Annotated in this window: 10 protein-coding genes; 4 read left to right on the top strand and 6 right to left on the bottom strand. The window is 71.3% G+C overall.

Translation table 11 applies throughout. The features are described 5' to 3' along the window. Positions 1-68 precede the first annotated feature (68 nt). The 6 genes from pgl to tkt are packed head-to-tail and all read right to left on the bottom strand — an operon-like array spanning position 69 to position 8,291. On the bottom strand, positions 69-848 hold the full coding sequence (gene pgl / locus Q5425_RS05735) for a 6-phosphogluconolactonase (protein ID WP_308671035.1): 780 nt from the start codon (positions 846-848) through the stop codon (positions 69-71). Next, a complete protein-coding gene (gene opcA, locus Q5425_RS05730) occupies positions 845-1,894 on the bottom strand; it encodes a glucose-6-phosphate dehydrogenase assembly protein OpcA (protein ID WP_308671034.1) in 1,050 nt (349 codons plus the stop codon). Before opcA ends, pgl begins: the two co-directional genes overlap by 4 nt. Next, complete coding sequence (gene zwf, locus Q5425_RS05725; RefSeq protein WP_308671033.1) at positions 1,891-3,414, bottom strand: glucose-6-phosphate dehydrogenase; 1,524 nt, start codon at positions 3,412-3,414, stop codon at positions 1,891-1,893. Before zwf ends, opcA begins: the two co-directional genes overlap by 4 nt. Continuing rightward, positions 3,411-5,048: a glucose-6-phosphate isomerase gene (locus Q5425_RS05720; protein WP_308671032.1), complete on the bottom strand. Its 1,638-nt coding sequence runs from the start codon at positions 5,046-5,048 to the stop codon at positions 3,411-3,413. Before Q5425_RS05720 ends, zwf begins: the two co-directional genes overlap by 4 nt. A gap of 8 nt (positions 5,049-5,056) precedes the next feature. Then, positions 5,057-6,169, bottom strand: coding sequence for a transaldolase (tal, locus tag Q5425_RS05715; protein ID WP_308671031.1), 1,113 nt, complete (start codon positions 6,167-6,169; stop codon positions 5,057-5,059). Between the two features lie 16 nt (positions 6,170-6,185). Continuing rightward, complete coding sequence (gene tkt / locus Q5425_RS05710) at positions 6,186-8,291, bottom strand: transketolase (RefSeq protein ID WP_308671030.1); 2,106 nt, start codon at positions 8,289-8,291, stop codon at positions 6,186-6,188. Between the two features lie 296 nt (positions 8,292-8,587). On the opposite strand from tkt, the gene Q5425_RS05705 reads away from it, so the two are divergent. From Q5425_RS05705 to Q5425_RS05690, 4 genes are all read left to right on the top strand, one after another. Next, positions 8,588-9,568 carry a heme o synthase gene (locus tag Q5425_RS05705; RefSeq protein WP_308671029.1) on the top strand — a complete coding sequence of 327 codons (981 nt, stop codon included), beginning with the start codon at positions 8,588-8,590 and terminating at the stop codon, positions 9,566-9,568. Positions 9,569-9,774: 206 nt separating this feature from the next. After that, entirely contained in the window at positions 9,775-10,176 is a 402-nt protein-coding gene (locus tag Q5425_RS05700; RefSeq protein ID WP_308671028.1) for a hypothetical protein, read from the top strand. Between the two features lie 60 nt (positions 10,177-10,236). Next, on the top strand, positions 10,237-12,474 hold the full coding sequence (locus Q5425_RS05695; RefSeq protein ID WP_308671027.1) for an ATP-binding domain-containing protein: 2,238 nt from the start codon (positions 10,237-10,239) through the stop codon (positions 12,472-12,474). Between the two features lie 10 nt (positions 12,475-12,484). Continuing rightward, positions 12,485-13,042 carry an FKBP-type peptidyl-prolyl cis-trans isomerase gene (locus Q5425_RS05690; protein WP_308671026.1) on the top strand — a complete coding sequence of 186 codons (558 nt, stop codon included), beginning with the start codon at positions 12,485-12,487 and terminating at the stop codon, positions 13,040-13,042. The last annotated feature ends 40 nt before the right edge of the window (positions 13,043-13,082 follow it).

The following is a 13,082-nucleotide window of genomic DNA, read 5'->3' as shown; positions in this document are numbered from 1 at the left end:
CGTATCGGCAGGCCCGCGCCAACGAGTGAAGGCCCCCTGCCGAAGCAGAGGGCCTTCACCGACAACACTCATGCGGTAGGCGGCTGATACACCTTCGTCAGCTTCCCCGCCGCAGCGCGGTCCAGCAGCCACAACGTCCGCCGGTGCCCGCGGGCCCCGGCCACCGGCAGCTGAACCTCGCCGGCCCCGGCCAACGCCAACGCCACCGCGTCGGCCTTGGCCTCGCCGGCCGTCATCAGCCACACGTCACGGGCCCGGCGGATCGCCGGCAGGGTCAGGGACACCCGGGTCGGTGGCGGCTTGGGGCAGTTGCGCACCGCCACCACCGATCGCTCGGTCTCGTACACCGCCGGGGACTCCGGGAACACCGATGCCGTGTGCCCCTCGCCGCCCAGGCCGAGGAGCATGATGTCGAACGACGGCACGTCGCCGTGGTCCTCCGGGCCCGCCTGAGAAGCCAGCACGTCGGCGTAAGCCGCGGCTGCCGCGTCGACGTCGTCGCCGAACTCGCCGTCCGACGGCGCCATCGCGTGGATCCGCTTCGGGTCCAGCGGCACGTGGTCCAGCAGGGCCTCGCGGGCCTGCTTCTCGTTCCGCTCGTCCGAATCCGCCGGCACGAACCGCTCGTCGCCCCAGTAGACGTCCAGCCGGGACCAGTCGATCGCGTCGCGGGCCGAGGAAGCCCGCAGCTCCGACAGCACCGCGATGCCCGTGCCGCCGCCCGTGAGCACCAGGGACGCCGATCCCTTCGCCGCCTGGACGTCCACCAGGCGGGTGACCAGACGAGCCGCCGCCGCGGCGGCCAGGAGGTCCTGGTTCGCGTAGACGACGACTTCCGTCTTGCTCATTTCTTCGCCTTGCCCGAAGCCGGACCGGCGGCCGAACCCGAACCCGAAGCCGGACCCGAAGAAGCAGCCGCCGCCGCGGCCGGGGACGTCACGTCGGCCTTGGGCGGTGCGCCCGTCTTGCCGTTCGTGCCCGACGTGATCTTGCCCAGGCCGTGCAGGGCCGCTTCGTAGACCTCGTCCGGGTCGAGCCGGCGCAGCTCCTCGATCAGGCAGTCCTGCGTGCTGCGCCGCTGCAACGCGAGCCGGCGGGTCGGCTGGCCCGGCTGGGTCAGCGTGCCCACGCGGCCGTCCGGGCGGTGCAGTTCCACCGGGCCCGAGCGGCGTTCGAGCGTCACCGAGATGATCCCGGCCGCGCCCGAGCTCTTGACCCGCTTGACCGGCACCTTCAGGTACTGGGCCAGCCAGGCGGCCAGCAGCTCGGTCGACGGCGAGTCGGCCTCGCCGGTCACCGTCGCGGCGGTGATCTTCTCGTACGGCGGCAGGTCGAGCGCCGAGACGAGCTGGGCGCGCCAGTGCGTGAGGCGCGTCCAGGCCAGGTCGGTGTCCCCCTCGGTGTACGCCTTCGCCCGCGTGGTCAGCGCCTTGACCGGGTTCTTCTCCGCGGCCGAGTCGGTGATCCGGCGCTGGGCCAGCTCGCCGAGCGGGTCCTTGTCCGGGTCCTTCGGGCCGGCCCCGGGCCACCAGCACACGATCGGCGCGTCCGGCAGCAGCAGCGGCACCACCGCGCTCTGGCCCTGCGCGGCCAGCGGGCCGTACAGGCGCAGCACGATGACCTCGCTCGCGCCGGCGTCGCCGCCGACCCGGATCTGGCCGTCGATGCGCGGCGCCGCCGTGCGGGCGCCCTTGGCGACCACGATCACCCGTGACGGGTGCTCGCGGCTCGCGCCGTTGGCCGCTTCGATGGCCTCTTCGAGGTGGGCGTCGTCGTCGGCCACGATGACCAGCGTCAGCACCCGCCCGAGCGCGACTTGCCCGCCCTGTTCGCGGATCTCCACCAGCTTCTTGTTGAGTGCCGAAGTCGTGGTGGACGGCAGGTCGATGATCACGGGCGCCTCCATTTCCGGCCGGTGCGCTCCAGCATTTCGTCGGCGGAGGGCGGGCCCCACGTGCCCGGCGCGTACTGCTCCGGCGCCCCTTCCTTGGCCCAGTGCTCCAGGATCGGGTCGAGGATCTTCCAGGAGAGCTCGACCTCTTCGTTCACCGGGAACAGCGACGGCTCGCCGAGCAGGACGTCCAGGATCAGGCGTTCGTAGGCCTCGGGGGAGGACTCGGTGAACGCGTGCCCGTACCCGAAGTCCATCGTGACGTCGCGGACCTCCATCGTGGTCCCCGGCACCTTCGAGCCGAACCGCAGCGTGATGCCTTCGTCCGGCTGGACCCGGATGACCAGGGCGTTCTGCCCCAGCTCCTCGGTCGAGGTCGAGTCGAACGGCAGGTGCGGCGCCCGCTTGAACACGACGGCGATCTCGGTGACGCGGCGGCCGAGCCGCTTGCCGGTGCGCAGGTAGAACGGCACCCCGGCCCAGCGGCGGCTCTGCACCTCGAGGGTCACCGCGGCGTAGGTCTCGGTCTTCGAGTCCTTCGCGAAGCCCTCTTCCTGCAGCAGGCCCGGCACCTTCGTGCCGCCCTGCCAGCCGCCCGCGTACTGGCCGCGCGCGCTCGTCTGGCTCAGCGGGCCGAGCGGCTTGGTGCCCGAGAGGACCTTGATCTTCTCCGCGCGCAGGGCCCGCGGGTCGAACGACAGCGGCTCCTCCATCGCGGTGAAGGCCAGCAGCTGCAGCAGGTGGTTCTGGATGACGTCCCGGGCGGCGCCGATGCCGTCGTAGTACCCCGCGCGACCGCCGAGGCCGATGTCCTCGGCCATGGTGATCTGCACGTGGTCGACGTAGTTGGCGTTCCAGATCGGCTCGAACAGCTGGTTCGCGAAGCGCAGCGCCAGGATGTTCTGCACCGTCTCCTTGCCGAGGTAGTGGTCGATGCGGAACACCGACTCCTCGGGGAAGACGTCGTTGACGATCGAGTTGAGCTCTTCGGCGCTCTTCAGGTCGTGCCCGAACGGCTTCTCGATGACCACGCGCCGCCAGGTGTTCTCGTCGGCGTTCGCCAGCCCGGAGCGGGCCAGCTGCTTGGTCACCACCGGGAACGCACCGGGCGGGATCGACAGGTAGAACGCGGTGTTGCCGCCGGTGCCGCGTTCGGCGTCGAGGTCGCGGACCGTCTGCGCGAGGCGGTCGAAGGCGTCGTCGTCGTCGAAGGTGCCCTGCACGAACCGGATGCCTTCGGCGAGCCGGTTCCACACCGACTCCTTGAACGGCGTCCGCGCGTGCTCCTTGACCGAGTCGTGCACGAGCTCGCCGAAGTCCTGGTGCTCCCAGTCGCGGCGGGCGAACCCGACGAGCGAGAAGCCCGCGGGCAGCAGCCCGCGGTTGGCCAGGTCGTAGATGGCGGGCATCAGCTTCTTGCGGGCCAGGTCGCCGGTGACACCGAAGATCACCAGGCTGGACGGCCCGGCGATGCGCGGGAGCCGCTTGTCCCGCTCGTCGCGCAGCGGGTTGGTCCAGGTCATGCTTGCCCCTCCTGTACAGCGACCTCCTGTACCGCGCGGACGACGGCCGCGAGGCCCGCGGCCCGGTCGGTCAGGTGCAGGCGCAGCACCGGGCGGCCGTGCCCGGCGAGCACCTGCCCGTCGCCGAGGGCCTGCGCGTGCTGCAGCTGCCCCAGCGTGTACGGCCGGTCCGGCACGTCGAGGTCCTGCTCGACGGCGCCGGTCAGCTGCAGGAAGACGCCGTTCTGGTGCCCGCCCTTGTGGTACTGCCCGGTGGAGTGCAGGAACCGCGGGCCCCAGCCGAACGTCGTCTGCAGCTGCGTGCGCTTGGCGATCTCGCCGCGCAGCACCGCCGTCGACGCGTCGTCGAGCCGGTCGAGGTAGGCCTGCACCGCGACGTAGCCCGCCTCCGGCGCCGAGGCGAAGAACGCCCGGAGCACGTCGGTCAGGCTGCCGTCCGTGGACACCCCGTCGGAGCCGAAGATCTCGACCGGGCCGTCCACATTGGACGCCTCTTCGCCGCCCTTCAGCTTCTCCGGGTCGTCCAGCAGCGCGCGGGCCGCCTTCTTGGCCGCCTCGACGTCCGGCTGGTCGAACGGGTTGATCCCGAGCAGCCGGCCGGCCAGCGCCGTGGCGAACTCCCAGAGCAGGAGCTGCGCGCCGAGCGAGCCGGTGACGGCGATCTTCGCCGCGCCCTTCGGGCTGCCGACGGCGACCGCGGTGGCGTCGGACTTCGCGTCGGCGAAACCGGCGGCCTCCGTGCCCTCGACCGCGACCGGCAGCAGACCGGTGCCCTGCTTGCCGGTGGACTCCGCGATCAGCTGCTCGGCCCAGTCCGGGAAGCCCTTGATGCCCGAACCGGAGTCGGCCAGGACGACCTTCTCGGCGCCGGCTTCGTGCGCGGCGGCCCAGGCGGCGGCCAGCTTGACCGCCGGGTTGGCCACGTCGTCGGCCGCGAGGTCCTCGGCCACCGAAGCGGCCTGGTCGAGCAGCCGGGCGACGTCCGCGCCGGCGAGCCCGGCCGGGACGAGCCCGAACGCGGTCAGCGCCGAATAGCGGCCGCCGACGTGCGGGTCGGCGAGGAACACCTTGCGGTATCCCTCCTTTTCGGACAGTTCCTGGAACGGCGAGCCGGGGTCGGTGACGACCACGATCCGCCGGCCTGCGTCGATCCCGGCGTCGGCGAACGCTTTTGCGAAGATCCGCCGGTGGCTGTCGGTTTCGACGGTGCCGCCCGACTTCGACGACACCACGATCACCGTGCGTTCGAGGTCGCCGGCCAGCGCGTCGGCGACCTGACCGGGGTCGGTGGTGTCGAGGACGGTCAACGCGACGCCGTCGGTCGCGGTGATCACCTCCGGCGCCAGCGACGAGCCGCCCATGCCGGCCAGCACGACCCGGTCGACGCCCTCGGACCGCAGTTCGGTCCGCAGCGCCTCGATCTCGCCGATCAGCGGCCGCGACGACTTGTGCAGCGTCGTCCACGACAGCCGGATCGACGCCTCGGATTCGGCGTCCGGCCCCCAGAGCGTCGCGTCCTGCGCCGCCAGCTTCGAGGCGGCCTGGTCGCCGACCAGCCGCTCGGCCAGCGGCGTGGCGCGCTCCGCCAGTGCGGCGTCCACGATCTCGACGCCGGTCTTCTCACCTGTCGTCATGTCGTGCGTCAGCCCTTCGCCTTCTCGAGCTGCCCGTTCACGGTCTCCAGCAGCTCGGTCCACGACTTCTCGAACTTCTCGACGCCCTCGTTCTCCAGCGCGAGGAACACGTCGGTGATGTCGATGCCGACGGCCTCGAGCTGGTCGAAGACCTGCTGCGCGTCCTTGCCGTGGCCGCTGACCCGGTCGCCCTTGAGGTCGGCGTGCTCGGCGACGGCGTCGAGGGTCTTCTCCGGCATGGTGTTGACGGTGTTCTTCACCACGAGGTCGTCGACGTACAGCGTGGGGGAGTAGTCCGGGTTCTTCACGCCGGTCGAGGCCCACAGCGGGCGCTGCGCGTTGGCGCCGTCGGCCGCGAGGGCCTTCCAGCGGTCCGAAGCGAACAGCTCCTCGAAAGCCACGTAGGCCAGGCGGGCGTTGGCGACGGCCGCCTTGCCGCGCAGCGCCTTGGCCTCGTCGGTGCCGATGGCTTCCAGGCGCTTGTCGATCTCGGTGTCCACCCGGGACACGAAGAACGACGCGACCGAGTGGATGCCGCGCAGGTCGTGGCCGTTGGCCTTCGCCTGCTCCAGACCGGCGAAGTAGGCCTCGATGACCTTCTTGTAGCGCTCGACGGAGAAGATCAGCGTGACGTTGACGCTGATGCCCTCGGCCAGAGTCTTGGTGATCGCCGGCAGGCCCTCTTCGGTGGCCGGGATCTTGATCAGCACGTTCGGCCGGTCGACGGTCTTCCACAGGTCCTTCGCCTCGGCCACCGTCTTGTCGGTGTCCTTGGCCAGGCGCGGGTCGACCTCGATGGAGACGCGGCCGTCGACGCCGTTCGTGGCGGTGTAGACGTCGCGGAACAGGTCCGCGGCGTTGCGCACGTCGGTCGTCGTCAGGTCGCGGATGGTCGCCTCGACGTCGGCGCCCTGGGCCGCGAGCTCCCGCGTCCGCTCGTCGTAGGCGTCACCCTTGGACATCGCGTTGGCGAAGATCGTCGGGTTGGTCGTGACGCCCACGACGTGCTTGTCGCGGATCAGGTCGGCGAGGTTGCCGGTGTTCAGGCGTTCACGCGAGAGGTCGTCCAGCCAGATCGATACGCCGGCCTCGGACAGCTGCGCGAGCTTGTCGGTGCTCATTGCTGCTTCAGTCCCTTCAGTTCTTGGTGTTGGCGATCGAGCGACGGGCGGCCTCGGCGACGGCTTCCGCGGTGAACCCGAACTCGCGGAACAGCGTGGCGGCGTCGGCGGAGGCGCCGAAGTGCTCGATCGAAACGTTCACCCCGGCGTCACCGGTGAAGCGGTGCCACGACTGGGCGATGCCGGCCTCGACGGACACGCGGGCCTTCACCGACGGCGGGATGACCGAGTCGCGGTACGCCTGGTCCTGCCGGTCGAACCACTCGACGCACGGCATCGAGACCACGCGGGCGGCGATGCCTTCCTCGGCGAGGGCCTGGCCGGCCTCGACGGCCAGCTGGACCTCGGAGCCGGTGGCGATGAGCACCACGTGCTCGTCGTCCGCCTTGCCGAAGTCGGCGAGCACGTACCCGCCCTTGGCGACACCCTCGGCGCTGGTGCCCTCGAGCACCGGCACGTTCTGGCGGGTCAGCGCCAGCCCGGACGGGTGGTCGGTGTCCTCCAGCACGGCCTTCCAGGCGTACGCGGTCTCGTTGGCGTCCGCGGGGCGGACGACGTTGAGGCCCGGGATCGCCCGCAGCGCCGACAGCTGCTCGATCGGCTGGTGCGTCGGCCCGTCTTCGCCGAGGCCGATCGAGTCGTGCGTCCAGACGTAGGTGACCGGCGCCTTCATCAGCGCGGCCAGCCGGACCGGCGGGCGCATGTAGTCGGAGAAGATGAGGAACGTCGCGCCGTACGGGCGGGTGCCGCCGTGCAGCGCGATCCCGTTGAGGATCGAGCCCATGGCGTGCTCGCGGACGCCGAAGTGCAGCGTCCGGCCGTACGGGTTGGCCTGCCACATGTCCGTGGCGGCCTTCTCGGGCCCGAACGAGTCGGCGCCCTTCATCGTCGTGTTGTTGCTCTCGGCCAGGTCGGCCGAGCCGCCCCACAGCTCCGGCAGCGGCTCGGCGAGGGCGTTGAGCACCTCACCGGAGGCCTTGCGGGTCGCGACGCCCTTGGCGTCCGGCTCCCACTTCGGCAGGTTGTCGGCGAAGCCCTCGGGCAGCGTGCGGGTGGCCATCCGGTCGCCCAGCTTCTTGCGCTCCGGGTTGGCCTGGGCCCACGCCTCGTACTTCTCCTGCCACTCGGCGTGCGCCTGCCGGCCGCGCTCGGCGGCCTGGCGGGTGTGCTTGAGCACGTCGTCCTCGACCTGGAACGTCTGCTCCGGGTCGAAGCCGAGGATCTCCTTGACCGCGGCGACCTCTTCGCCGCCCAGCGCGGCGCCGTGCGCCTTGCCGGTGCCCATCTTCTTGGGCGCCGGGTAGCCGATCACGGTCCGCAGCGCGATGAACGACGGCCGCTGCGTCTCGGCCTTGGCGGCCTTGATGGCCTCCTCGATCGCGACGACGTCCTCGCCGCCCTCGACGACCTGGGTGTGCCACCCGTAGGCCTCGTAGCGCGCGACGGTGTCCTCGGACAGCGCGATGTTGGTGTCGTCCTCGATCGAGATCTTGTTGTCGTCGTAGAAGACGATCAGGTTGCCCAGCTCCTGGCGGCCCGCGATGGACGAGGCCTCCGAGGTGACGCCCTCTTCGATGTCGCCGTCGGAGGCGATCACGTAGATGTGGTGGTCGAAGATGCTCTCGCCGGGAGCGGCGTCCGGGTCCAGCAGGCCGCGCTCGCGGCGCGCCGCCATCGCCATGCCCACGCCGTTCGCCAGGCCCTGCCCCAGCGGGCCGGTCGTGGTCTCCACGCCGTCGGTGTGGCGGTACTCCGGGTGACCCGGGGTCTTGGAGCCCCACTTGCGCAGCTGCTTGAGGTCCTCCAGCTCGAGGCCGTAGCCGGCGAGGAACAGCTGGATGTAGACGGTGAGGCTCGAGTGGCCGGCCGAGAGGACGAACCGGTCGCGGGCCGGCCAGTGCTGGTCGTTCGGGTCGTGGCGCATGGTGCGCTGGAACAGCGTGTAGGCCAGCGGAGCCAGGCTCATCGCGGTGCCGGGGTGGCCACTGCCACAGTTCTCGACCGCGTCCGCGGCGAGTACCCGGACGGTGTCCACGGCGCGGGTGTCGGTGTCGGTCCAGTCGGCGGGGACGTTACGCCGGAGGAGTGGGTTGTTCTCGCTGGTAGGGGCAGTATCGGACACTGAACTCCAACTCCCGGTGATGATGGTTGCGGCTGGTCTTCCTCGTTCCGGTTACCCGTGCGCGGGGTCATCTATCTCAATCGATCCCGAAGGGACGATATTCCTGCTCGCGACCCTGCGCAGAGGCAATCGCGGCCCGTCACGGCCAGCCTAGTGCTTGGGCCGGTCGAGGACCCGCGATCACCCACGGGATTCACCACGTCTAACATCGGTTCAGGGTTCAGTCCGGCGGGTTCCTCGCTTGCCCCACGTCTAACCGAGCTGTGGCCCCACCCGAACCTGACGCAGGGAGTGAAATGTCGCCGGTGAACGCTGCGCACGGACGCAGTGACGACACCAGCGCCGTGCACCCGACCGGTGAGCGACCGCACGGTGACCGGCGAAACTTCCGCCGGGTCGTGGGCGCGTACGCCGCGCTGGCGAAGCCCCGGGTGATCGAGCTCCTGCTGGTGACCACCATCCCGGCGATGTTCCTCGCCGGCCGTCAGATCCCCTCGCCGTGGCTGGTACTGGCCACGCTGGTCGGCGGGACGATGGCCGCGGGCAGCGCGAACGCGCTCAACTGCGTGATCGACGCGGACATCGACAAGGTGATGAACCGCACGAAGCGCCGCCCGCTGGTCAAGGACTCGGTGCCCCGCCGCGGCGCGCTGATCTTCGGCTTGGTCATGGGCGTCGCCTCGGCCGTCGTGCTCTACCTCACGGTGAACCTGCTCTCGGCGATCCTGGCCGTGGCGACCATCCTCTTCTACATCTTCGTCTACACGCTCGGCCTCAAGCGGCGCACGTCGCAGAACGTGGTCTGGGGCGGCGCGGCGGGCTGCATGCCGGTCGTGATCGGCTGGGCGGCCGTCACCGGCACCGTGCAGTGGCCGGCGTTCGTGATGTTCGGCGTGATCTTCTTCTGGACCCCGCCGCACACGTGGGCGCTGGGCATGAAGTACCGCGACGACTACGAGCGCGCCGGCGTCCCGATGCTGCCGGTGGTCGCCACGGCCCAGCACGTCGCCCGCCAGATCGTCATCTACTCGTGGGTGATGGTGGCGTGGACGCTGCTGCTGCTCCCGGTGACGTCTTGGCTGTACGGCACGTTCGCGATCCTCGCGGGCGGCTGGTTCCTCTTCTACGCGCACAGCCTGCAGGCCGCGGTGCGGCGCGGTGAAGAGACCAAGCCGATGGCGCTGTTCCACCGGTCGAACACGTACCTGATGATCGTGTTCGTCGCGCTGGCCGTCGACTCGGCGATCGGCCTGCCGACCCTCGGCCTGCCGTTCTGAATCCGGCTCTGAGGCGGATCGGGACCGCGCTCACCGCGGTCGTCGTCCTCGGCCTGCTCGCCCTCCTCGGCCGCGGGAAGCTCCCGGCCCTGGACGAGAGCCTGCTCACCGGCGGCTGCACCATCCCGTCCCGCATCACGGCGGTCCCCGGCCCGGCTCCCGACGGCGGCGCCGTCCGGGTCGCCGAACAAGGCCGGGGTGCCGCTGTGCTGGAGAACACCAGCACGCTGGCCGCCTACCGGATCCCGGTGACGTCCGGCTCCCGGACCGTCGAGATCCCGGTGCTCACCCCGGGGCAGCGGATCGGGGTGGTCCTCGACCGGCCCGTGGTCGGCCCGGTGATCTGGCTCGCACCCGAGTCCCTCGGCGGCTTCACGCCGGTGACCGCCGATGTCGTTCCCGGCGGCGTTCGTTACCGCTCCGGGAACTGCCGGGCGCTGACCAGCCGGGGTGCCGCGGTGTTGTTCCGTGCCCCGGACGGGCGAATCACCGGTGGCGAACAGCTGCCCGCGGCGAGTGTGTGGTGCGCCACGGGGGAGAAGGTGCTGCCGGCCGCCGTGCCGCCGGGCAGTGCGGTCTCTCCCTACTGCGACCTGCGGACGGAATGACCGCGCGGCGACCGCCGTTACACTTCGTTGGCTCTTTTCCTTGAGGCGAAAGCAGGATCCTTGTCTTCGGACGACTTTTCCGCCGAGCTCGCCCGCGAGCAGGCGTACGTCACCACCCTCTACACGAAGCTCGACGCCGAGCGCCTCGAAGCACAGCGGCGCCTCGACCAGACGCTGCGGCAGACCGGCGGCACCCCGCAGGCCCGGACCGAGCGCGACGTCGCCACGACCCTCTACACCGACCGGCTCGCCCAGCTCGGCTCGGTCGAGCAAGGCCTGGCCTTCGGACGCCTCGACTTCGTCCCCGAGAGCGCCGAGGAGACGACCTACGTCGGCCGGCTCGGGCTGTTCGACGAAGACGACGACTACCGGCCGCTGCTCGTCGACTGGCGGGCGCCGGTCGCGCGGCCGTTCTACCTGGCCACCGCGGCGTCACCCGAAGGGGTGCGGCGGCGCCGGCACCTGCGGTCGCTGAGCCGCAAGGTCACCGGCTTCGACGACGAAATCCTCGACCTCACCGCCGCCGACCAGGGCCAGGACCTCGGCCTGGCCGGCGAAGCCGCGCTGCTGGCCGCGCTGGAGCAGCGCCGCACGGGCGAGATGAGCGACATCGTCGCGACCATCCAGGCCGAGCAGGACCGCATCATCCGCGCCCCGCTCGGCGGCGTCATGGTCGTGCAGGGCGGGCCGGGCACCGGCAAGACCGCCGTCGCGCTGCACCGCGCGGCCTACCTGCTCTACACGTACCGCCAGCAGCTCACCACGCGCGGCGTGCTCGTCGTCGGCCCGAACAGCACGTTCCTGCGCTACATCGGCCAGGTGCTGCCGTCGCTGGGCGAGACGGGCGTGCTGCTCGCCACCGTCGGGCAGCTCTACCCGGGCCTGGTCGCCGACGGCGTGGAGCCGCGCGAGACGACCGAGGTCAAGGGGCGCCTGGTGCTGGCCGACGTGCTCGCCAACGCCGTCCGCGACCGCCAGCGCGTGCCCGAGCCGGTGCTGGAGATCGAGTACGAACACGACGTGCTCAAGCTCGACCGCAAGACGTGCACCGACGCCCGGACCCGCGCCCGCCGCTCCCGGCGCCCGCACAACCCGGCGCGGCGCCTGTTCGTCTCCGACGTCCTCGACGCGCTGACCCGCCAGGCCACCCGGAAGCTGGGGGAGGACCTCCTCGACGGGCAGGACGTGGCCGACATCCGCGCCGAGCTGGCCGCCGACGAGAACGTGGCCGCCGCGCTCGACGCGCTCTGGCCGGTGCTGACCCCGGAAGGCGTGCTCGACGACCTGTTCGCCGACCGCGAACGCCTCGACAGCGCCGCCGGGAAGCTGCTGTCGCAGGAGGATCGCGCGCTGCTGGAGAGCGGCCGCGACGGGAAGTGGACACCGGCCGACGTGCCGTTGCTCGACGAGCTCGCCGAGCTGATCGGCGTCGACGACACCGAGGCCCGCGTCGAGCGCAAACGCCGTGAGCGCGAGGACCGCGCGTACGCCGAGGGCGTGCTCGACATCCTCGAGCAGGACGAGGAGATCATCGACGAGGAGCTGCTGCGCGTCTCCGACGTCCTCGACGCCGAGCTGTTCGCCGAACGCCAGCAGGCGCGCAGCGAGCTGACCGCCGCCCAGCGGGCCGCGCAGGACCGGACCTGGACGTTCGGGCACGTGATCGTCGACGAGGCCCAAGAGCTCTCGGCGATGGACTGGCGGCTGCTGATGCGGCGCACGCCGAACCGGTCGATGACGCTGGTCGGCGACGTCGCCCAGACCGGCGCGGCGGGCGGGGCGCGGTCGTGGGGCGAGGTGCTCTCGCCGTACGTCGAGGACCGCTGGCGGCTCGAGCAGCTGACCGTGAACTACCGCACGCCGGCCGAGATCATGGCCGTCGCCGCGCGGGTGCTCGCCGAAGTCGACCCGTCGTTGTCCGCGCCGTCCTCGGTGCGGGAAACCGGAGTTCCGCCGTGGTCGGCGCACCCGGCCGACCTGGCCGCGGAGCTGCCCGGGCTGGTGGCCGCCGAACTGTCCGCTGTGGACGGTGGCACGGTCGCGGTGCTGGTGCCCACGGGCCGCTTCCGCGCGGTCTCGGCGTGGCTTTCGGACCACGACGAGCGGCTGAGCGTGCTGACCGTGGAGCGGTCGAAGGGCCTGGAGTTCGACTCCGTCGTGCTGGTCGCGCCGGACGAGGTCGTCGCGGGATCACCGCGGGGCCTCAACGACCTGTACGTGGCCCTGACGCGCGCGACCCGGCGGCTCGGCGTGGTCACCACCGGTGACGACGTCCCGGCACTCTCCGTGCTTGGCTAGGGTGCCCGGCATGCAGAACATCGGGAAGATCGTGGTCGCCGCCGCGGCGGTGCTGTCGCTGGCCGCGTGCGGCCAGGCCGCCAAGACCGAGACGGCCGCCCCGGCGGGGCCGGCCGTGCCGTCGTCGAGCGCCGCCCAGGCGCCCCAGAGCAAGGGCCGCGAGTGCACCGCGGACGACATCAAGACGACGGGCAAGTTCGGCGAGAAGCCCGAGATCACCATCCCGGACGACTGCGACCCGCCCAAGAAGCTGATCACCAAGGACCTGTCCCAGGGCACCGGTGACGGCGCGAAGGCCGGCCAGCAGCTCGAGATGAACTACCACCTGGTGACGTGGTCGGACAAGCAGGTGCTCGACAGCTCGTTCGGCCGGAAGCCGTTCGACCTCTCGCTCGGCGCGGGCAACGTCATCCCGGGCTGGGACCAGGGCCTGGTGGGCATCAAGCAGGGCGGCCGCCGCCTGCTGATCATCCCGCCGGACCTCGCATACGGCGAGGGCGGCAACGGCATCAAGCCGAACGAGACCCTGGTGTTCGTCACGGACGCCGTCTCCGTCGCCGCCGCCTGACGCCCGGAAGCGGCACTTTCACGTGAAAGTGCCGCTCTCG

The sequence above is a fragment of the Amycolatopsis sp. A133 genome (assembly GCF_031082405.1).
Lineage (GTDB): Bacteria > Actinomycetota > Actinomycetes > Mycobacteriales > Pseudonocardiaceae > Amycolatopsis.
This window is presented reverse-complemented; position numbering and strand designations above follow the sequence as displayed.

Bases quoted from the DNA above. Each gene is read 5' to 3' on its own strand.
- pgl (WP_308671035.1), bottom strand. From the start codon at position 848: ATGAGCAAGACGGAAGTCGTCGTCTACGCGAACCAGGACCTCCTGGCC.
- zwf (WP_308671033.1), bottom strand. From the start codon at position 3,414: ATGACCTGGACCAACCCGCTGCGCGACGAGCGGGACAAGCGGCTCCCG.
- Q5425_RS05720 (WP_308671032.1), bottom strand. From the start codon at position 5,048: ATGACGACAGGTGAGAAGACCGGCGTCGAGATCGTGGACGCCGCACTG.
- tal (WP_308671031.1), bottom strand. From the start codon at position 6,169: ATGAGCACCGACAAGCTCGCGCAGCTGTCCGAGGCCGGCGTATCGATC.
- Q5425_RS05705 (WP_308671029.1), top strand. From the start codon at position 8,588: ATGTCGCCGGTGAACGCTGCGCACGGACGCAGTGACGACACCAGCGCC.
- Q5425_RS05690 (WP_308671026.1), top strand. From the start codon at position 12,485: ATGCAGAACATCGGGAAGATCGTGGTCGCCGCCGCGGCGGTGCTGTCG.